This window comes from Bradyrhizobium sp. BR14999 (assembly GCF_056106085.1).
The window spans coordinates 7,679,920-7,698,928 of the sequence record NZ_CM148536.1 but is presented as its reverse complement, the minus strand read 5'-3'; the positions used below and the strand labels follow the sequence as shown (position 1 = coordinate 7,698,928).

The window sequence follows — 19,009 nt, the reverse complement described above, 5'->3', positions numbered from 1 at the left end:
GATCTGCAACCGCCGCGCGCGAAACTGCGATGGTTGCGCGCGTTCGTATTTCGACGCCGCGACCGATGCGCGCAGGGTTAACCTTCCGGAAAAGCGATGCAGGCATGATCTCCGCAATATTCCGGGCGCTGAGTCGCCCTTCATGTATTGCGTCCAGTCGTTGGAGCACATTCAATGAGCGGCATTTCCATTCGCCTCACCCATAAGGTCATGGCGATCGGACTCTTCGGCCTTATCGGTCTCGCCGCCTTCGGTGTGATCTACGAGATCGGCAGCCTCTCCCAGGATGCGTCGCGCGATGTTGCCAGCCGCGCCCGCGCGATCGCTGATCTCGACAAGCAGCTTTCGATCGAAATGCTGGAAGCGCGCCGCAACGAGAAGAATTTCCAGCAGCGGCGGAACGAAAGCTTCGCCAAGGCGCATGCCGAGCTGATCGGACCGATCAACCGCGATTTCGACGAGGTGGAGCGGTTGTTGACGACTGGCGGCATGAGTGCGCTGTCCGACAGGATGAAGCAGGCCCAGACCGGCTTCAAGCGCTATGCCTCGGATTTCGGCGCCCTGGTGGCGGCCGAGACCAGGCTCGGCCTGAACGAGACGCTCGGCCTCTCCGGCTCGCTCCGCGCCGCGGTGCACGACATCGAGACCAAGCTCAAGCAGATCGACGATCCGCGGACGACGAGCTGGATGCTGATGATGCGCCGGCACGAGAAGGATTTCATGCTGCGGCGCGATCCAAAATACATTGCCGAGATGGAGAAGGCCGCGGCCGAATTCTCCAAGGCGATAGAAGTCGTCGCGGTCCCTACGGCGGTGATGAACGACATCACCGCCAAGTTGCAGAAATACCAGTCCGAGTTCGCGGCCTGGGCGGAGACCGCGCAGCAGACTGCGGCCCTCGACGCCAGCATGATGAAGACGTTTCGCGAGCTCGAGCCCGTCATGGCGGAAGTGCAGAGCGCCGTCGATGCCATGTACAAGCAGGCCGATGCTGCCGAGGCCGCGACCCGCGATGCCGTACGTCTGTGGATGATGGTCGCCTTCGGCGTCACCGTCGTCGTGCTCGCGGCGGTCGGCTTCCTGCTCGGACGCTCGATCTCGAACGCGCTCGGCGCCATGGTGGGCGCGATGACGCGGCTGGCGCGCGGCGAGCTTTCGATAGCCGTTCCCGGTGTCGGACGCAGGGACGAGATCGGCGAGATGGCCGGTGCAGTCGAGGTGTTCAGGACCGGCATGGCGGAGGCCGGGCGGCTGCGCGTCGAGCAGGTGGCGGCCGACGCGCGTGGGCGTGAACAGCGCAAGGCGGACATGCAGCGGCTTGCCGACGCCTTCGAAGGCGCGGTCGGCGAGATCGTCGAGACCGTGTCGTCGGCGGCAACCGAGCTCGAAGCGTCCTCCAACACGCTGACTGAGGCCGCCGAGCGCGGCAACGGGCTCGCCACGGCTGTGGCTGCGGCCTCGGAGGAGGCCTCCGCCAACGTGCAGTCGGTGTCGGCTGCAAGCGAAGAGATGACCTCTTCGATCACCGAGATCAGCCGTCAGGTGCAGGAATCGGCGCGGGTCGCCGACGTTGCGGTGGAACAGGCGCAGCGTACCAATGCACGCGTCGCCGAGCTGACGAAGGCGGCCGGCCGCATCGGCGACGTGGTCGATCTGATCAACACCATCGCCGCCCAGACCAATCTGCTGGCGCTGAATGCGACGATCGAGGCGGCGCGGGCGGGCGAGGCCGGCAAGGGCTTCGCCGTGGTGGCGACGGAAGTGAAGGCGCTTGCGGAGCAGACCGCCAAGGCGACGGGCGAGATCGGCCAGCACATCGGCGCGATCCAGGCCGCGACGGAGGACTCCGTCGGCGCGATCAAGGAGATCGGTGACACCATAGCGCGCATGTCGGAGATCTCGTCGACCATCGCCGCCGCGGTCGAGGAGCAGGGCGCTGCGACGCAGGAGATTTCCCGCAACATCCAAAACGCCGCGCAGGGCACCTCGGAGGTCTCGGCGAACATAGGCCATGTCCAGCGCGGCGCCGGCGAGACCGGGGCTGCTTCTGCGCAGGTGCATTCGGCCGCCCAGTCGCTCTCGCAGGAGAGCAACCGGCTGAAGAGCGAAGTGGCGCGTTTCCTGGAGTCGGTACGGGCGGCGTGACGACGTCGGCCCTGTCGATGTTGCCATGCATGAAGCACGGCGCCGCGCGAGATCTGTGCAGCTGCAGCGCATGGTCGGGGAAAATAGCGATTGTCGGGACGTCCAATAGTTTTACGTAGGACCATGTTAACGCCTGCTTGCGAATATAGGGCGCAATTCTACGGAATAAGAACCAGCCAGCATTGTTGAATTGACCTCCGCCCGGTCGTCCGTCGTGACGCCTGTGGCGCAGGTGACGTGCGCGCTGCCAGCTATCATCGGGATTCGTGCGATGTCGAAGTTGTCGATCGTCTTCAAGCTGCTGACCGTGTTGTCGGTCCTCGTGCTCTCGCTCGCCGGTGTCGGCGTGACGGCGATCGGCACGATGCAGAACATCAACGCCCACACCGTCGAGATTGCGCAGAGCTGGCTGCCGAGCGTGCGTGCGCTCGGCTCGATGCGCGCCGACATCAACGAGCTGCGCGTCGCGCTGCGTCTGCACCTGATGCAGGACACAGCTGAAGGCAAGGAAGCCGCAGAGAAGCGCCTCGCCTCGCTCCGCGAGCGCATCGAGAAGACCCGCAAGGTCTACGAGCCGCTGATCACCGCCGCCGAGGAGCGCTCGCTCTACGAACAATGGACCAAGGCGTGGGCTGAATATCTGAATGGCGTTCAGGACGTGATGGCGCTGTCGCGCAAGAGCGTCGGTCGCTTCCCGGCCGATGCCAACGAGCTGTTGCAGACCAAGGTCGCGAAGATGGCCCAGGCCGCCGATCCCCTGCTCCAGAAGGGCATCGAGTTGAACAATCAAGGCGCCGAGCTGGAGACGAAGCAGGCGGCCGACAGCTACGCCACGATCTTCCGCGTGCTGGTCGGCATCATCGTGCTCTCGGTCGTGATCGCGATCGGCGCCGCCTATTATCTCGTGCGCGACGTTTCTCAGGGCATTGCTTCGATCATCCGTCCGATGCAGTCGCTCGGCGAAGGCGACCTCTCGGCCGAGGTGCCGCATCGCGGCGAGAAGACCGAGATCGGCTCGATGGCCGATGCGCTGCAGATCTTCAAGGAGGCGCTGATCGCCAAGAAAGCCGCCGACGAGGCAGCGGCGCGCGACGCCGAGGCCAAGATCGAGCGCGGTCGCCGCGTCGACGCCATCACCCGCAAGTTCGAAGCCATGATCGGTGAAGTGGTCGGGACCGTGTCGTCGGCCTCGACCGAGCTGGAGGCCTCGGCGACGACGCTGACCAATACGGCGCAGCGCGGGCAGGAGCTCGCGACCGTCGTCGCGGCCGCCTCCGAGGAAGCCTCCACCAACGTCCAGGCCGTGGCGTCCGCCTCGGAAGAGCTGTCTTCCTCCATCACCGAGATCAGCCGCCGCGTGCAGGATTCGGCGCGGATGGCCGCGGAAGCGGTCGAACAGGCGGCGCGGACCAACGAACGCGTCAACGCGCTGTCGCAGGCGGCGTCCCGCATCGGCGACGTCGTCGAGCTCATCAATACCATCGCAGGCCAGACCAATCTGTTGGCGCTGAACGCGACCATCGAAGCGGCACGCGCCGGCGAGGCCGGCCGCGGCTTCGCCGTCGTTGCCTCGGAAGTGAAGGCGCTCGCCGAGCAGACCGCGAAAGCGACTGGGGAGATCGGGGCGCAGGTCGCCGGGATTCAGGCCGCCACGCAGGAATCGGTCAGCGCCATCCAGGAGATCGGCGGCACCATCGAGCGGCTGTCCGAGGTCTCCGCGGCGATCGCCGCCGCCGTCGAAGAACAGGGCGCGGCGACGCAGGAAATTTCGCGCAACGTGCAGCAGGCTTCGGTCGGCACCCAGGAGGTCTCGATGAACATCACCGACGTACAGCGCGGTGCGACCGAGACCGGCTCGGCCTCGACCGAAGTGCTGTCGGCGGCGAAATCGCTGGCGACCGACAGCACCCGTCTGAAGGTCGAAGTCGCGCAGTTCCTGGAGTCGGTCCGCGCCGCCTGATCCTCAACTGCCCGTCTGTGGAGCCGGCGGCGGTGCGACCTGTCGCCGGAACAGGATGCGCTGGTAGAGCCAGCCGATCGCGACCAGCACGATGCCGAGGCACATGAACGACAGCGCGCGGTAGACGCCTGTCAGCGTCGACATGTCGATGACGAAGGCCTTGAGGATCGTCAGCGCGATGACGGCGGCAGAGGCCAGCCGCGCGCGCTCCGAATTGACCAGGATGCCGACGCCGAGCAGCACCACGCCGAAGGCGAGCCAGCCGATCGAATAGGTGTATTGCTCCGCGCCCGTGGTGCCGCCGTAGAGCAGGACTGGGCCGTGATAGAAGCGGCGGATCTCCAACGTCACGTAGGTGAGCGCGAACACCAGTGCCCCGCCCGCGATCGTATTGGCATAGGCGACCGGGCGATGTCCTGCCACCGCGTAGGACAGCAGCAGCATCAGCATTGCGGGGAGCGCGTAGCCGAGCAGCAGCAGGTTGAACACGAGACCGCCGACATTGACGCTGGAGAACAGCAGCGGATTCTCCAGTATCAGGAGCCCCAACACGCTGATGAGCGCGGCGATCGCGGTCAGCGCGATCGCGCCGACATTGTGCACGACGCTGTGGCTGCGCAGCCGCAGGCGTTCCAGCCCGATCGCCATCGCGAGCGCGACGCAGACCTGCAGCGCGAACTCGAGCAGCGACGGCGGCGAGATCATGTCGCCACCGGTCGCAAAGTGCCGGATCTCCATGAAGGCGAGCAGCGCGGCGAACAGGATCGCGGCGGTCTCGACCATGCGCAGCGGCGGATCGTCGGCGCCGCGGCGCAGGAAGATGCTCGCGCCCCAGAACGATGCCGCCGGCAGGCCGTAGCCCCAAAACAGCCAATTGAAGATCGGCGCGGTGCCGACGGCATCGCCGACGATGCGCGGATCGTAGGCTATCCGAGCGGTGACGATGCCGGCAAAGATGGCGGCGAGCCAGCGCAGGAACGGAATCGGCCGCTGCATCGAGATCCAGGCGGTGCCGAGCGACATCAGCGCGAGCGCGATGGTGAGCCAGCCCTTCTCCAGCGCGAAGGTCAGCGCCAGTGCCAGCGCGCCGAGCGTGCCGGTCGCGAACAGCGCCGTGGAGATCATGATGCCCGGCCTGGTGTCGCGGCGCGTGAGCGATTCGGTCGCAGCACCAAAGGCGGCGGCGAGCAGCACGGCGAGGATCGCAAACGGGATCGAGCGGTCGAGATGGGCGATGCGCGCATAGAGCGCAACCAGGATCGCGATCGGCGTCGCGACCGCCGCGGCCGACCACACCACCGGGATGACAGCCGAATTCGACCGGCCCTGCGCGAGGAAGCCGGTGATGCCGAAGCCGGCGGCGAAGACCGCAGCCATCACCAGATGCAGCGTCACGGAGCTGTCGATCGCTGCTGGCCCGACACCCGGCAGGGGACCGCCCGGCAGCACCAGCATATCGGGATTGGCCCGTACCGCCCATTCGGCGAACACGATGAAGACGGTTGCCGCAGCCGCGCCCAGCGCACCGGTTGCTGCCGGCGCACGCCAGGCGACGAGTAGGGTCGCGCCGACGAGAAGCGTGAAGGCGATCAGCGCCAGATCGGCATGCGCGCTCGACAGCACGATGATCAAGGCTGCGAACAGATAGGCGCCGAGCGAGCTCGACGACACCGGCTCGATCTCGCCGTCCTCGATGGTCGGGCCGAACATGAAGCCGCAGACGACGAGGAGGGAAGCGAGCGTGAAGCCCGCAATGACGTGGAAGGCGTGCGGCGCCACCTGCAATTCGGGCTCGAGCCCCATGAAAGTCCAGAGCACCGCGAAGACGATCGTGGTCACCGCGAGCCAACGCCATAGCCGGATGCGGGCGAGGCCGAAGCTCGCGGCGGTCACGATCGCGAGATAGATGTAGAGCGCCCAATAATCCGGCTTGCCGCTGGAGACGAGGACCGGTGTCACGAATGCGCCGACGACGCCGAGGCCCGCGAGCGCGGGCCCATGCAGCAGCGCGGCGGCCAGCGTGCCGAGCGCGACGAGGCCGAGCAGCACGAAGGCGGTGGCGGGCACGAGGAAACCGTAGAGCGCATAGGCTGCATAGATGGTCGCGAACGCCACCGCCGTGCCGGCCGCGGTGAGGATCGCCGGGATGTTGGCGATCGGCAGCGCCTGGATGGCCGAGATGCTTTCCTTGCGCCGTGTCCATTCGCCCGCACCTAACAGCGCCAGCGCGAACAGGCCGCCGAGGAAGACGCGCACGCCGGGGCCGACAAGGCCGGCCTCGATCGAATAGCGCACCATGAAGAAGCCGCCGAGCGCGAGCGCAAGCCCGCCGATCCACACCACCCAGCGCGTGCCGAGTCGCTCCTCGAAGCCGGGTGCGGATGCAGGCAGCGGAGGCGGTGCAGCGGCCTCGGTGCTCGTCTCGAGCGGCGGCGGCGAAACAGCTTCGGTGGCGGGTGGCGGCGCCGGCTCAGCTTCCGGCGCAAGCGGCGGCGGCTCCGCCGCAGCCGTCGCGGGTGCGGGCGCCTGCTCCCACACAGGTGTGAGCGGCGGCGGCTGAACCCGTCGCTGCGCATTAAACGTCTCTTCGAGCGAGCTTAGTCGGCGGCGCAGTTCGGCTGCCTGACTGGAGGCCTTGATCGCGACGAGGAAGGCGGCGATCGCAATGATCAACGCAAAGACGTCAAACGGGCCGTCGAACATGAAGCCTCCAGGCAACCGGCGGGCAGGGCCGATGGCGAAATCTTAGAGTCTTGGTTTCGAGCATGATCTTGCTCGGAAAACCGCTTACGCACTTTTCCGGATCATGCTCAGCGCCGGGAGCGTACGCGCAAGCCCGGCGCGGGCCGCTCCTGGAGCACGTCGCGGCGGAAGCGATAGAGCGCCGCCGGGCGTCCGCCGGTCTGTGTCGACATCGCCCCGGTCGGTTCGACCAGAGCTTCCGTTTCGACGAGGCGGCGGAAATTCTGCTTGTGCAGGTGGCGGCCGGAGATGGCCTCCACCGTATGCTGCAATTCCGTGAGTGTGAACTCGGCGGGCAAAAGTTCAAAGACCACAGGACGATACTTCAGTTTTGCACGCAGCCGCGCGATGGCTGTGGCGAGGATGCGCCGGTGATCGAACCGCATCGAGGTCCCAAGCGCGGGAAGCGTCTTGCGCGCTAATGCCGCAGGCCTGCCGTCGCGCCGCGCCTCCTCGATCAGCCCGGCCTCGTACAGGAGCTCATAGCGGTCGAGCACGCGCTCCTCGTCCCACGGCGCACCGTCGAGACCGAAATAGAACCGCACGCGATCCCTCCGCGGCAGCGCGCGCGTGGTCTCCGGCGTCTCCTCCTCGGCCCATTTCATCAGCGCCGGGATGATGTCGCGGGCGATGATCTCCGGCGGCTGCTCGCGCCAGTCTTCCCAGGGGAAGAAGCGATACCATGGCTCGAAGCTCGCGCCGGTCGCGGCGAGCTCGCCATCGACGGCGCGCGTCAGCGCGAGATAGCCGATCGACACCATGTGCGCGCCGGTGTGGCCGGCTTCGGCATGACGGCCGCGGTCGCCGAACGTGTAGAGTTGCTCGACATAGCCGAGCCGCAGGCCCGCCTGTTGCTCGACCCAGGCGCGTAGGCCGATCTCGAAGGTGCGATGGGCGAGCGCATCGAACGGCCCGAACGGCAGGCCGGCAAGCCCGTCACCGCCGCGTGCGGTGAGGATCTGCGGCTCGCGGTCGTCGATCGCGACGATCGCGGCGGTCAGGCCAATCTCGATCGGCGTCAGCAGCATCTCGCTCATGCGGCTGAGGTCGCTGGTGTTGTGAACAAGATATGCCGGCTGATTGAGCCGGTCTCTCCGCATGCTCGCTGTAACCTCTCCCGCTTGCGGGAGAGGTCGGCGCGCAGCACCGGGTGAGGGCTCTCTCCACGCTGGGAGTGCCTCGGTGCGGAAGCACCCTCACCCATAGCCGATGCTTCGCATCGGCGTCTTCTTAAAGGACGGCGGCCGAAGGCCGCCTGTGCCTCTCCCGCAAGCGGGAGAGGGGGCGCAGTCCCGTCGCCCCTGATATCCGCCTCTTGCCTCATTCGAGCTCGATCACGAAGGGGCGGCCCTCGACCATCATCGCGCCCGGGCCCATTTCGTCGAGCGCGCGCAGCATGCGGCCATTGCGTCCCAATGCACGATCGGCAAGGCCGACGATGCGCCGGTTCGGCGAGGCGATCGGCGAGGCCGCGCGGATCTTCCTGGCGATCTCGATCTCGTCGCGGTTCGGATTGAGCGCGCATACCGCTGCAAATGCGCTCGCGGTGGAGCGGCTGATGCCGGCGTAGCAATGCACCACCAGCGGCGCGCTGCGGTCCCAGCCCCGCACGAAGTTCAGCACCTGCTCGATATGCGTCTCTGACGGTGCGACGAAGCCGTCCATCTCCTCGGTGATGTCGTCCATCGACACCTTGAGATGGTTGGCCGGCAGCACGGACACGGGCCGCGCCACCTGCTCGACATTGGCCATCACCGTCAGCACGTGGCTGGCGCCGGTGAGGCGGACGGTTTCGGGAAGCGCGGCGAGGGAACAGACGTGGATCATGGCGGACCTTTTTGGCGCCGATTATAGCGAGCGCCGTTAGGGTGGGCAAAGCATCCCACATTGTCGTCCCAGCGCAGGCCCTAGGGCATGCACATATCTGGTGCGGCGGATTGACTCGGATCGGCCTGGGAGGATTCCAGAATCAGAGTTCTGTGTGATTCGTATTGCGGCACTCCATGATTTGGACGGGGTGCCGCGATGTTGTCACGGATTGACTGGACGCTGGGCCGGTTCGGGGATCGTCGTCTCGATAAAGGGGGGCGGCGTTCGTCGAACGCATGGTTGTGGGCAAAACTGTCTGCCTTCGGCAGCTCTCCAGGGGGAACCGCGCGCTGGAAGTGCGGTTCAACCGCTTTCTTGGCCATGACAAGGTGACGGTGGAGCGGATCATCGAAAGCTGGAGCGAAAGCACGGTCGCTGCGGTAGAGGGCCGCCACGTGCTGGCCATCCAGGACACCAGCGAGATCCACTTCAACACCACACCGCAACGCCGGCGCGGGCTCGGAGAAATCGGCAAAGGCAATAACCACGGCGTGCTGCTGCATCCGCTGCTGGCTGTGGATGCCGATGACGGCAACTGTCTTGGACTTTTGAGCGGGCAGATATGGACGCGCACAGGTCGCCGCACGACCTCGCACGACGATCGGGAGTTATCGGACAAGGAATCGCAGCGCTGGATATCCACTGCCATGGCGGCCAAGCCGCTCCTCACCAAGGCCACAGCGGTGACGGTGCTGGGTGACCGCGAGAGCGATATTTTTGCCCTTTATGCCAGCTCGGCCGAGCAACACTTCCACGTCATCGCGCGCAGCATGCATGATCGCAAGCTTGCCGACCGCAGCGGCTTGTATGAGGTCAGCGATGCCATGGCCGCGGTGGATCGGCGTGCGATCCAATTGCCTGCGCGCGCCGCGCGGCCCGCCCGCCTGGCTCACCTCGAACTTCGCTTTGGCGCAATCGAGCTCGCCCGCCCACAGAGTAAGTTCCTGCGCCATCTGCCGGAAAGCTTGCCATTGGCGGTGGTCGATGTGCGCGAGATCAATGCCGAAACCGGGGTAGAGCCGCTGCACTGGCGGCTTCTCACCTCTCACGAGGTTACCGGCATCGAGGACGCCTGGCGCATCGTCCAATGGTACAAGCAACGCTGGATCATCGAGCAGTTCTTCCGCATCCTGAAGACACAAGGCTTCAAGCTCGAAGACAGCCAGATCGGAACCGCCGATCGCCTTCTCAAGCTGGTCGCGATTGCCGCTAAGGCGGCCGTCATCACAATCCAACTTCTGCAGGCCCGCAATGGCAGTCGCCAACCCATTCTCGCTGCCTTCGACAACGGCCAAATTAACGTGCTCACCGCCCTCAACCGTCAACTCGAAGCCGGGAGCAAGCGATTAAAGAACCCACATCCGCCCGATAGCCTCGCTTGGGCCGCCTGGATCATTGGTCGCCTCGGCGGCTGGGACGGCTACCCATCGTCCAAGCCGCCGGGCCCGATCACCTTCAAGAACGGCCTCGAATACTTCCACGCCGTCGCAGCAGGATGGAGCCTCAGAGATATGTGCATGCCCTAGAGCGCAGGCCGGGACCCATAACCACCGGCTGGCGTGACTGAGGCGGTGGCAACTCCCAGTCTTCGCAAAACCCCTTCCCGGAGTATGGGTCCCGGCCTGCGCCGGGACGACAGCAGAGATCAAGGCACCGCTGCCCTACGCAATCACCGCGCCAAACCGCTCCAGGAACTGCTTCTCGGCCCGCGCCGCGGTCCAGGGCGTGAGATAGTCGCGCCGGACGCTGTCGGGTAGGCCGGGATCCTTGCCGAACAGGCGCCGTGCCTCGCTCTCGCTGAAACCGGCAAGCTCGGTCGCCTCCAGATAAGCCGCGCCGCGATCGGCAGCCTTGATCGCCTGCGTGATCTCCTCCGGCAGCACCGGCGGTAGCCCGAAGCGAATGTGGATGGCGCCGAGCAGGCGTTTCTCGACCGCCTTGTAATGGCCCTCGAGCACGGCCTTGAACGGCGAGATCATGTCGCCGATGACGTATTCGGGTGCGTCATGCAGCAGGGCTGCGAGTCGCACGCGCTGGTCGACGCGCGGCATCTCATGCCGCATCACGGTCTCCACCAGCAACGTATGCTGCGCGACCGAGAAGATGTGGGTGCCGATGGTCTGGCCGTTCCAGCGGGCGACCCGTGCGAGGCCATGCGCGATGTCGGCGATCTCGACGTCGAGCGGGGAGGGATCGAGCAGATCGAGCCGTCGGCCCGACAGCATGCGCTGCCAGGCGCGGGACTGCGCATCGCGCGCGGTCTTCTTCTCGACAGTCATTTGGCCTTGAGGCGCGGCTTGCGCTGCGTCTTGCCGCAGGTCGCGTGACAATGGCAGTCGACCAGATGGTCGTTGACCATGCCGGTCGCCTGCATGAAGGCATAGACGATGGTCGGGCCGACGAACTTGAAGCCGCGCGAGGACAGCTCCTTGGAGATCTGCACCGACAACGGCGTCGAGGCGGGTACGCTCGCGGTGGTCTTGAAATTGTTGACCTTGGGGCGGCCGTCCATGAAGTCCCACAACAGCTTCGAGAAGCCCGGTCCCTTCTCCATGATCTCCAGATACGATTTTGCGCTCAGGATCGTGCCGTCGATCTTGGCCTTGTTGCGCACGATGCCGGCATCGTTCATCAGCGCGTGCACCTTCTTGTCGCTGTAGCGCGCGATCTTCTCCGGCTGGAAATCGTCGAAGGCTTTGCGGAAATTGTCGCGCTTGCGCAGGATCGTGATCCAGGAGAGGCCGGCCTGGAAGCCGTCGAGGATCAGCTTTTCGTAGAGTGCGCGGTCGTCATATTCAGGCACGCCCCATTCGGTGTCGTGATAGGCGACATAGAGCGGATCTTCGCCGGGCCACGGGCAGCGGGTCTTTCCGTCGGGATGCAGGCGAGGGGCGCGGCTCATGCGATGGGTTGCTTCGATGGAATGCGGACGGTGTCGGGTTCGGCCAGTGTCAGCGCGAGGCCGCCCGCGGTGAGCGGCTGGCCCGCATCGAGCGCGTCGGCGACGCGGTCGACGCGCACCAGCGCGATGCCTTTGCCGCCGGCGGTCGAGCCGATGGTGCCGACCGGCTTGTCGCCGGCGAGAATGGTGGCACCAATCTCGGGCGAGGGTCCCTCGAGCAGCACCTTGACGCTGCGGGTGCGCGCGGTGCCGCGATGCTGCATGCGCGAGACGACCTCCTGGCCGACATAGCAGCCCTTGTCGAAATCGACGCCGGCAAGCCGGTCCATGTTGGTCTCGTGCGGGAACGCGTCGCTGTACATGAAATCGAGCCCGCCGCGCGGCACGCCGAGCGCGATGCGGTGGGCCTCGTATTCGGCGGCATCGACCAGCTCGGCGCCGATGAGATCGGACAGCTTCTGCTTGAGATCCTCGGGGATCAGGATGCGATAGCCGAGCTCATTGTGGCGCGGATCGGCGAAGCCGAGGTCGGGCTGAGCGGCAGGCTGGCCGTCCCAGGCTGCAAGCACGCCCAGAGCATCGGAGAGGTTTTCCACCGTGACTTTGGCGCGCAGCTTGTAGAATTTCAGCTTGGTGGCGAGGCCCTCGGCCAGCGCCTTCGGGCAATCGATCAGGAACCCACCGCCATGGCCGGCGGGCACCTCCGTGATCAGGAAATCGACGATGATCTTGCCCTGCGGCGTCAGCAGCGCGCCGAATCGCCCCAGGCCCGGCTTGAGCCTGTCGACATCGGTGGTGACGAGGCCGTTGAGGAAGTTGCGCGCATCCTCGCCCGCGACCTTGACCACGCCCCGGTCGGGAAGAAACGCTGATTTCATGCGAAAATCTCTTGCGACATGTTGCTCCGGAACGTAAGCCCGCAAGGCAAAAACGACAAGACCTCGAGCCCTGCGCTTGGGGATGAGAGAGGTCCCATGACCCAGCGTTTCGACGTGATCCTCAAAGGCGGCACCGTGGTCAACCAGGACGGCGAGGGCCTGCGCGATATCGGCATCACGGGTGGCCGCATCGCCGAGATCGGCACGCTGTCGCAAGCCAGTGCCGCGGAGGTGATCGACTGCAAGGGCCTGCACATCCTGCCCGGCGTGATGGACACGCAGGTGCATTTCCGCGAGCCCGGGCTGACGCACAAGGAAGACCTCGAGACCGGCTCGCGCAGCGCCGTGATGGGCGGCGTCACCGCCGTGTTCGAGATGCCGAACACCTCGCCCCTCACAGTGACGGAAGCCGAATTCACCGACAAGGTGAAACGCGCTCGTCACCGCATGCATTGCGATTTCGCCTTCTTCATCGGCGGCACCCGCGAGAACGTGCAGGATCTGCCGGTGCTGGAGCGCGCGCCGGGCTGCGCCGGCGTCAAGGTGTTCATTGGCTCCTCGACCGGCGCGCTGCTGGTGGAGGACGACGAGAGCCTCCGCCGCATCTTCCAGGTCATCCGCCGCCGCGCCGCCTTCCATGCGGAGGACGAGTACCGCCTCAACGACCGCAAATCGCTGCGCATCGAGGGCGATGCGCGCTCGCATCCGGTCTGGCGCGACGAGACCGCGGCGTTGATGGCGACGCAGCGCCTGGTCAAGCTCGCGCATGAGACGGGCAAGCGCATCCATGTGCTGCACATCTCGACCAAGGAAGAGATCGAGTTCCTGCGCGACCATAAGGACGTCGCCTCCTGCGAAGCGACGCCGCATCACCTCACGCTGGTCGCGCCGGAATGCTACGAGCGGCTCGGCACGCTGGCGCAGATGAATCCACCGGTGCGCGGCGCCGATCACCGCGCCGGGATCTGGCGCGGCATCGAGCAGGGCATCATCGATGTGCTCGGCTCCGACCACGCCCCGCATGCGCTGGACGAGAAGCAGAAGACCTATCCGGCCTCGCCCTCCGGCATGACCGGCGTGCAGACGCTGGTGCCGATCATGCTCGATCACGTCAATGCCGGCCGGCTCTCGCTCGCCCGTCTCGTCGATCTCACCAGCGCCGGGCCCGCGCGGCTCTACAACATGGCCTGCAAGGGCCGCATCGCCGCCGGTTACGATGCCGACTTCACCATCGTCGACTTGAAGCGCAGCGAGACCATCACCAACAAATGGGTGGCATCCAAGGCCGGCTGGACCCCCTATGACGGCGTCCGCGTCACCGGCTGGCCCGTCGGCACCTTCATCCGCGGCCGCCGCGTGATGTGGCAGGGCGAGCTGGTGACGGCCTCGCAAGGTGAGCCGGTGCGGTTTCTGGAGACGCTGAAGGCGTAGGCCGCTCCACACTCGGTGTCGTCCCGGCGAAGGCCGGGACCCATAACCACAGGGAGACGTTTGGCGGAGACTAGTCGTTGCTGGGCCTTCTCTCGGTACGAATACCTACGTCCACCGATAGATCACGCGGTATGGGTCCCGGCCTTCGCCGGGACGACATTGAGGAAGCATGGGAGAGCATTCAATGACTCAACCCCTCATCACCACCGAGCAACTCGCAGGCCTCCTCGGCGATCCCGACCTTCGCCTCTACGACTGCACGACCTACAACGAGCCGGTGCCGCCGGGCAGCGACGTGCCGTATCGTGCGGTGCCCGGCGACAAGACGTTTGCGGCCGGCCACATCCCCGGTGCCGATTTCCTCGACCTGCAGGGCGAGTTTTCCGATACCTCCGCCCAACAGTTTTTCATGATGCCCGATGTGGCCCAGCTGGAGGCTGCCTTCGGCCGGCATGGCCTCGATGCATCCAAGACCATCGTGCTCTACAGCATCGGCACGACGATGTGGTCGACGCGGTTCTGGTGGATGCTGCGCTCGCTCGGCGTCGATGCGCGTGTGCTCGACGGCGGTTTCGACAAATGGAAGGACGAGGGGCGGCCGGTCGAGAGAGGTGCGCCGAAGGGCTATCCGGCCGCGACGTTCAAGGCCGCGCCGCGCCCAGGCTATTTCGTCGACAAAGACGTCGTGAAGGCCCGGATCGGCGATCCGGCGACCGTTATCGTCAACGCGCTCGGTCCGCAATTTCATCAGGGTCTCGAGCCGAGCCGCTACGGCCGGCCCGGCCGTGTGCCGGGCAGCGTCAACGTCCCAGCGGCGTCGCTCACCAATGCCGACAAAACGCTGACGACACTGGCCGATGCCGAGGCCAAATTCGCGGCCCAAGGCATTACGCGCGACAAGAATGTGATCCTGTATTGTGGCGGCGGCATCTCGGCGACGATCGACCTGCTCATGCTGACCCAGCTCGGCTACGATAAGCTCACGCTCTATGACGCCTCCATGGGCGAATGGGCGCGGAATCCGGCGCTGCCGATCGAGACGGATTAGGGGTTATTTACCCTCCCCTGGAGGGGGAGGGTCGGTCGCGCGCAGCGCGAGCGGGGTGGGGTAACAGTCTTTCGCCATTGGCGGTGCCCGTTTGGAGAGATCACCCCACCCCGCTTCGCATTGCGCTTTGCTCCATACGAAGCGACCCTCCCCCTCCAGGGGAGGGTAAGAGAGCGCCGAGTAAGAATGTTGGGAACCTTTCGTTTAGGCCTGCATCCAATGTCCGGAACGAAGCGAAACAAGCAGGTGACAGCCATGCAACGGACCGCAGCCGGCCTGTCCGCCGGCGCCAAGACATTGGAAGCCGAACTGATCGATCGCGCGCGGGGCCGTGACGAAGCCGCCTTGCGAGAGATCATGCAGGCCAACAACCGCAGGCTCTATCGCCTTGCGCGGGGAATCCTGCGCAGCGACAGCGAAGCCGAGGACGTGGTGCAGGAAACCTACGTCCGCGCCTTCACCCATCTCGATGGCTTCCGGGGCGAGGCCGGGTTGTCGACCTGGCTGTCGCGTATCGCCATAAACGAGGCGCTCGGCCGGGTGCGCAGCCGAAAGCCCGATGTCGAACTTGGCGCGATACCAGATGCCGCGCTCGACGCGCAGATCATCAAGTTTCCCGTTTCTCCCGCAGGCGATCCGGAAAGGACCATGGCCCAACGTGAAATCCAGCGCGTCGTCGAACGCGCCATCGACGAGTTGCCGGATGTCTTCCGCATGGTGTTCGTCGCCCGGGTCATGGAAGGCATGAGTATCGAGGAGACCGCCGATCTGCTCGCCGTCAAGCCCGAGACCGTGAAGACGCGGCTGCACCGCGCCCGCACCATGCTGCGCGAGAACGTCGAGAAGGAGATCGGCCCGGTGGTGATGGATGCGTTCCCGTTCGCCGGGTGGCGATGTGAGCGCTTGACTGAAGCAGTGCTGAAGCGGCTCGGCATCGGCGGCTGAAATTTTTCGGGAACGTTTGCGCGAAATGCCCATCCAACTCCTGTGAAGCAACGCGCCGGCCCAAACGTCCGGCACCACAGGAGTATCAAGCCATGTTCTTCCGATCGAGCGCGGCGATCGCCGCAGCCGTCCTGCTGTCGAGTCCTGCGCTGCTGCAGGGCGCTCGCGCAGCCGACAAGCCCAGCGATCCGCAGATCGCCCATATTGCCTACACCGCGGGCGTGATCGACATCAACGCGGCCAAGCAGGCGCAGAAGAAAGCCAAGAACAAGGACGTCAAGGCGTTCGCCGAGGACATGCTGCGCGACCACGAGGCCGTCAACAAGCAGGCGCTCGCGCTGGTCAAGAAGCTGAACGTCACGCCTGAAGATAACGACACCAGCCGGGCGCTGTCGAAGCAGGCGAGCGACAAGATGGCTGAGCTCGACAAGCTGAGCGGCGCCGCCTTCGACAAGGCCTATGTCCAGAACGAGGTCGCCTACCACAAGGCGGTCAATAGCGCGTTGGAGACCCAGCTCATTCCGTCCGCGAGCAATAACGAGCTGAAGAGCCTGTTGCAGACCGGCCTGAAGATCTTCCAGGGCCATCAGCAGCACGCCGAGCACGTCGCGGCCGAGCTAAAATAGGAGGATGAGATGAAGCCGGGACGCCTCGCGTCGATCGCGTTTGCGGTCATGGTCCTGTCAATGGTCGTCCCGGCGCGTGCGGCGACCATTCAAATCACGATGGACAATCTCGTGATCTCGCCGGCCGAAATCTCGGCCAAGGTCGGCGACACCGTTGAGTGGATCAACAAGGACATCTTCGCCCACACCGCCACCGCGACCAACGGCGATTTTGACGTCCCTCTGCTGCCGAAGAAGTCGGCGACGTTCGTTTTGAAGAAAGCGGGAACGGTCGATTACTACTGTCGCTATCATCCCAATATGAAGGCGACTCTGAAAGTCGAGCCCTGATGCCTGGGCGTGCATTCCCGATCGCATCGGAACGTCTCCCGGTCATCGCCAGACTAATTCTTGTCCGCGTTCAATCGCTTCCATGCGATAAATCGCGGCAGACTTCGCGAGCACTTGGCAAAGTCACATCCGTCAACTGGCCCCGTCCCGTGGCGGGGTCATTTTTCGCAAAGGGTTATTGCCTGGAGAGGCTGACCGAGAACTCGCCGTTGCGGATGCGGCCAGGAAAGCCCTCGACGAACTTCGCCACCGCGTCCTCGCCGTAGGTGCCGACGAGTTCGGCAAAGGCCGCGAACAGGCTCGCCTGCGCCAGGCAGTCGCCGTCGACACCTTCATGGCGCGCCTCGGCCCATGCCTCATTGAGATAGCTCAGTGCGGCCTGCTTCTGCTCGTGATCGGGCAGTGGCGCGCGGGCGGGGGCGTAGGAAATCGGCTGGCTCATGAAACTCGATCAGGGCTGGGGCGCGATCCACGGCGATGCGCTGTGCGAGAGGTGTAGCACGGGCGTTAACGACCGCTAGGCTACATCTTTAAGAACGGTTAACGGCTGTGAACAAAATCGATGACAGGGTTCCAGCGGCGCCGTCGTTCCGGGGCGCGACGAAGTCGCGAACCCGGAATCCATCGGGCCGTACAGAATGTCGCAGGGTGGATTCTCAGATGCGCAATTGCGCATCGTAGTTCGCGCTGCGCGCCCCGGAATGACCAGTGGAGAGAGCTCAGTTCGCGTAGCGCGCCGTGAGATCGCGCGAGATCTTCGAGCCTTCCTCGATATAGCGGCGGATCGCCACCGTCGCCGCCGGCGTGCAGCTCCGATAGGTCTGTTGGAAGCCGTTATAGCCGCGGTTGAAGCCGGCGATCATGCGGGTGCGGCGCTCGCCGGAGGGGGTTTCGGCATCGATCAGCGCCTGCATCTCGTTGCGCCATTTGTTGCCCTCGTTGGACCCGCAAATGCCGCGCAGATAGTGCAGCCCGCCGAGAATCTCCGCCAGCCGCTGCAAATCGCCGTCAAATGGCGCTGCCCCCTCCTGGGCCCTCGTGGGCGCGGAGGCGCAGGCGAGAATCAGGGCGAAAATGGCCAGAAATCGCGTGGACATCGGCCCGGTGTATGCCCCGTCGAGGCGGTGGAAGCAAGGCGGGGCGGTCAGGACCCAATCAGCCGGGCGGCGGACTGGATGACGTCCTCCAGTCCCCCGGTCAGCTTGAGGTCGCCGAGGCCAGCGACGGCGTCCGGGGCGATCCAGCGGTAATCGTCGAGCTCGTCGTTCAGAACGGGTTCGTTGGCCACCCAGCGGGCGGCAAAGGACATGATCAGGTAGTGGCCGGCTCCGGCTGCGGCCGGCAGCACCTCGCGCCAGCCGGCGAGGCCAATGATCTCGATGGCGAGCCCGGTCTCCTCGTCGACCTCGCGCAGCAGGGCCTGGTGCAGCGATTCGCCGAACTCGACCCGGCCGCCGGGCAGCGAATAGAACCCTTTTGCGGGCGAACGGGCGCGGCGGGTCAGAAGCACCTTGCCGTCGCGAAAAATCGCGGCACTGACCGCGATCTGGGGGTGAGCAGGCTGGACCGCCGAAACCACGGGTCAGTTCGCCATGATGGTGTCGATGTCGGCTTCGGCGCCGCCATTGATGATGCCGCCGCAGGCCGCGATCAGCGGCTTGACCCAGGCCGTGGCCTGCTCGGCGAGCCGGACGCGCGTCGTGTCCTTCTCGACCTCGCGCATGGCCGAGCCGACCGCGGTCAGGATCGAGGTCATGGTATCCGTGATGTGGTCGAACTGGGCGCGCACGTTTGGATCGGCCTTCTCATAGGCCTCGATGGCGAGGTCGCGCGCCCTGAAATTCGACGCGGTGAAATGCTCGGCATAGGACAGTGGCGTCCAGGTCAGAAAATCTTCCGCGCATTCCGGCATGTCGGGGACCATTTCCAGCAGCATCACGGCTTCATTGAAATGGTTGAGATAGTCGGTGGCAAGCCCGGTCCGCGGGTTGATGTTGGCGACGCGCAGCCGCTCGGCCCAGGCGGCGGCCTCGGGGCCCGTCTGTACATGCGTCCGCGCGGGTTGGGAGACCGTTGAGCTCATCGGCCGCAGTGTTAACGTTCGGGGTTAAAAGGACCTGAACGGACCCTATA

18 protein-coding genes are annotated in these 19,009 nt (G+C 65.4%); 8 read left to right on the top strand and 10 right to left on the bottom strand.

Features of this window, described 5'->3' with window-relative positions; translation table 11 throughout:
- Positions 1-174 precede the first annotated feature (174 nt).
- Entirely contained in the window at positions 175-2,145 is a 1,971-nt protein-coding gene (locus tag ACR9YP_RS36035) for a methyl-accepting chemotaxis protein (RefSeq protein ID WP_474218256.1), read from the top strand.
- 271 nt (positions 2,146-2,416) lie between these two features.
- Positions 2,417-4,105, top strand: a complete 1,689-nt coding sequence (locus tag ACR9YP_RS36030; RefSeq protein ID WP_474218254.1) for a methyl-accepting chemotaxis protein — start codon at positions 2,417-2,419, stop codon at positions 4,103-4,105.
- A gap of 3 nt (positions 4,106-4,108) precedes the next feature.
- Here the strand turns inward: ACR9YP_RS36030 and ACR9YP_RS36025 are convergent, their stop codons facing one another.
- From ACR9YP_RS36025 to ACR9YP_RS36015, 3 genes are all read right to left on the bottom strand, one after another.
- Positions 4,109-6,808, bottom strand: coding sequence for a DUF2339 domain-containing protein (locus ACR9YP_RS36025; RefSeq protein ID WP_474218253.1), 2,700 nt, complete (start codon positions 6,806-6,808; stop codon positions 4,109-4,111).
- Positions 6,809-6,915: 107 nt separating this feature from the next.
- Positions 6,916-7,884, bottom strand: coding sequence for an NUDIX hydrolase (locus tag ACR9YP_RS36020; RefSeq protein ID WP_474221172.1), 969 nt, complete (start codon positions 7,882-7,884; stop codon positions 6,916-6,918).
- A gap of 283 nt (positions 7,885-8,167) precedes the next feature.
- Positions 8,168-8,674: a tyrosine phosphatase family protein gene (locus tag ACR9YP_RS36015; RefSeq protein ID WP_091892584.1), complete on the bottom strand. Its 507-nt coding sequence runs from the start codon at positions 8,672-8,674 to the stop codon at positions 8,168-8,170.
- A 278-nt stretch (positions 8,675-8,952) separates the two neighbouring features.
- Here ACR9YP_RS36015 and ACR9YP_RS36010 point away from each other — a divergent pair, with 278 nt between their 5' ends.
- The gene (locus tag ACR9YP_RS36010; protein ID WP_438103448.1) at positions 8,953-10,242 is read left to right on the top strand and encodes an IS4 family transposase; all 1,290 of its coding nucleotides are present in this window, start codon (positions 8,953-8,955) and stop codon (positions 10,240-10,242) included.
- Between the two features lie 135 nt (positions 10,243-10,377).
- Here ACR9YP_RS36010 and ACR9YP_RS36005 read toward each other — a convergent pair whose 3' ends face one another.
- From ACR9YP_RS36005 to ygfZ, 3 genes are read right to left on the bottom strand one after another with little or no spacing between them, the layout of a single operon-like run.
- The gene (locus tag ACR9YP_RS36005) at positions 10,378-10,995 is read right to left on the bottom strand and encodes a YfbR-like 5'-deoxynucleotidase (protein WP_474218252.1); all 618 of its coding nucleotides are present in this window, start codon (positions 10,993-10,995) and stop codon (positions 10,378-10,380) included.
- The gene (locus ACR9YP_RS36000; RefSeq protein WP_474218251.1) at positions 10,992-11,618 is read right to left on the bottom strand and encodes a DNA-3-methyladenine glycosylase I; all 627 of its coding nucleotides are present in this window, start codon (positions 11,616-11,618) and stop codon (positions 10,992-10,994) included. Before ACR9YP_RS36000 ends, ACR9YP_RS36005 begins: the two co-directional genes overlap by 4 nt.
- Positions 11,615-12,496 carry a CAF17-like 4Fe-4S cluster assembly/insertion protein YgfZ gene (gene ygfZ / locus ACR9YP_RS35995; protein ID WP_474218250.1) on the bottom strand — a complete coding sequence of 294 codons (882 nt, stop codon included), beginning with the start codon at positions 12,494-12,496 and terminating at the stop codon, positions 11,615-11,617. Before ygfZ ends, ACR9YP_RS36000 begins: the two co-directional genes overlap by 4 nt.
- Before the next feature lie 96 nt (positions 12,497-12,592).
- Here ygfZ and ACR9YP_RS35990 point away from each other — a divergent pair, with 96 nt between their 5' ends.
- The 5 genes from ACR9YP_RS35990 to ACR9YP_RS35970 all read left to right on the top strand — a co-directional run bounded on the left by ACR9YP_RS35990 (position 12,593) and on the right by ACR9YP_RS35970 (position 16,876).
- Positions 12,593-13,927, top strand: a complete 1,335-nt coding sequence (locus ACR9YP_RS35990; protein WP_474218248.1) for a dihydroorotase — start codon at positions 12,593-12,595, stop codon at positions 13,925-13,927.
- A gap of 184 nt (positions 13,928-14,111) precedes the next feature.
- Entirely contained in the window at positions 14,112-14,975 is an 864-nt protein-coding gene (locus ACR9YP_RS35985) for a sulfurtransferase (protein ID WP_474218247.1), read from the top strand.
- A gap of 255 nt (positions 14,976-15,230) precedes the next feature.
- Positions 15,231-15,920, top strand: a complete 690-nt coding sequence (locus tag ACR9YP_RS35980; RefSeq protein ID WP_474218246.1) for an RNA polymerase sigma factor — start codon at positions 15,231-15,233, stop codon at positions 15,918-15,920.
- Between the two features lie 92 nt (positions 15,921-16,012).
- Positions 16,013-16,546 carry a DUF4142 domain-containing protein gene (locus ACR9YP_RS35975; RefSeq protein WP_474218245.1) on the top strand — a complete coding sequence of 178 codons (534 nt, stop codon included), beginning with the start codon at positions 16,013-16,015 and terminating at the stop codon, positions 16,544-16,546.
- A 9-nt stretch (positions 16,547-16,555) separates the two neighbouring features.
- Positions 16,556-16,876, top strand: a complete 321-nt coding sequence (locus tag ACR9YP_RS35970) for a cupredoxin domain-containing protein (protein WP_370984884.1) — start codon at positions 16,556-16,558, stop codon at positions 16,874-16,876.
- Between the two features lie 175 nt (positions 16,877-17,051).
- Here ACR9YP_RS35970 and ACR9YP_RS35965 read toward each other — a convergent pair whose 3' ends face one another.
- The 4 genes from ACR9YP_RS35965 to ACR9YP_RS35950 form a co-directional block, all read right to left on the bottom strand.
- On the bottom strand, positions 17,052-17,318 hold the full coding sequence (locus ACR9YP_RS35965; RefSeq protein ID WP_091892566.1) for a hypothetical protein: 267 nt from the start codon (positions 17,316-17,318) through the stop codon (positions 17,052-17,054).
- A 277-nt stretch (positions 17,319-17,595) separates the two neighbouring features.
- Complete coding sequence (locus tag ACR9YP_RS35960) at positions 17,596-17,973, bottom strand: TIGR02301 family protein (protein ID WP_091892564.1); 378 nt, start codon at positions 17,971-17,973, stop codon at positions 17,596-17,598.
- A 47-nt stretch (positions 17,974-18,020) separates the two neighbouring features.
- The gene (locus ACR9YP_RS35955) at positions 18,021-18,455 is read right to left on the bottom strand and encodes an NUDIX hydrolase (RefSeq protein WP_370984885.1); all 435 of its coding nucleotides are present in this window, start codon (positions 18,453-18,455) and stop codon (positions 18,021-18,023) included.
- Positions 18,456-18,458: 3 nt separating this feature from the next.
- Positions 18,459-18,959, bottom strand: a complete 501-nt coding sequence (locus ACR9YP_RS35950; RefSeq protein WP_128935520.1) for a hypothetical protein — start codon at positions 18,957-18,959, stop codon at positions 18,459-18,461.
- Positions 18,960-19,009 lie beyond the last annotated feature (50 nt).

Excerpts from the sequence above, each read along its gene's own strand:
- ACR9YP_RS36025 (WP_474218253.1), bottom strand. The coding sequence starts at position 6,808 with ATGTTCGACGGCCCGTTTGACGTCTTTGCGTTGATCATTGCGATCGCC.
- ACR9YP_RS35990 (WP_474218248.1), top strand. The coding sequence starts at position 12,593 with ATGACCCAGCGTTTCGACGTGATCCTCAAAGGCGGCACCGTGGTCAAC.
- ACR9YP_RS35985 (WP_474218247.1), top strand. The coding sequence starts at position 14,112 with ATGACTCAACCCCTCATCACCACCGAGCAACTCGCAGGCCTCCTCGGC.
- ACR9YP_RS36035 (WP_474218256.1), top strand. The coding sequence starts at position 175 with ATGAGCGGCATTTCCATTCGCCTCACCCATAAGGTCATGGCGATCGGA.
- ACR9YP_RS36020 (WP_474221172.1), bottom strand. The coding sequence starts at position 7,884 with ATGAGCGAGATGCTGCTGACGCCGATCGAGATTGGCCTGACCGCCGCG.
- ygfZ (WP_474218250.1), bottom strand. The coding sequence starts at position 12,496 with ATGAAATCAGCGTTTCTTCCCGACCGGGGCGTGGTCAAGGTCGCGGGC.
- ACR9YP_RS35950 (WP_128935520.1), bottom strand. The coding sequence starts at position 18,959 with ATGAGCTCAACGGTCTCCCAACCCGCGCGGACGCATGTACAGACGGGC.
- ACR9YP_RS36000 (WP_474218251.1), bottom strand. The coding sequence starts at position 11,618 with ATGAGCCGCGCCCCTCGCCTGCATCCCGACGGAAAGACCCGCTGCCCG.
- ACR9YP_RS35970 (WP_370984884.1), top strand. The coding sequence starts at position 16,556 with ATGAAGCCGGGACGCCTCGCGTCGATCGCGTTTGCGGTCATGGTCCTG.
- ACR9YP_RS36015 (WP_091892584.1), bottom strand. The coding sequence starts at position 8,674 with ATGATCCACGTCTGTTCCCTCGCCGCGCTTCCCGAAACCGTCCGCCTC.
- ACR9YP_RS35965 (WP_091892566.1), bottom strand. The coding sequence starts at position 17,318 with ATGAGCCAGCCGATTTCCTACGCCCCCGCCCGCGCGCCACTGCCCGAT.
- ACR9YP_RS36030 (WP_474218254.1), top strand. The coding sequence starts at position 2,417 with ATGTCGAAGTTGTCGATCGTCTTCAAGCTGCTGACCGTGTTGTCGGTC.
- ACR9YP_RS36010 (WP_438103448.1), top strand. The coding sequence starts at position 8,953 with ATGGTTGTGGGCAAAACTGTCTGCCTTCGGCAGCTCTCCAGGGGGAAC.
- ACR9YP_RS35975 (WP_474218245.1), top strand. The coding sequence starts at position 16,013 with ATGTTCTTCCGATCGAGCGCGGCGATCGCCGCAGCCGTCCTGCTGTCG.
- ACR9YP_RS36005 (WP_474218252.1), bottom strand. The coding sequence starts at position 10,995 with ATGACTGTCGAGAAGAAGACCGCGCGCGATGCGCAGTCCCGCGCCTGG.
- ACR9YP_RS35960 (WP_091892564.1), bottom strand. The coding sequence starts at position 17,973 with ATGTCCACGCGATTTCTGGCCATTTTCGCCCTGATTCTCGCCTGCGCC.
- ACR9YP_RS35980 (WP_474218246.1), top strand. The coding sequence starts at position 15,231 with ATGCAACGGACCGCAGCCGGCCTGTCCGCCGGCGCCAAGACATTGGAA.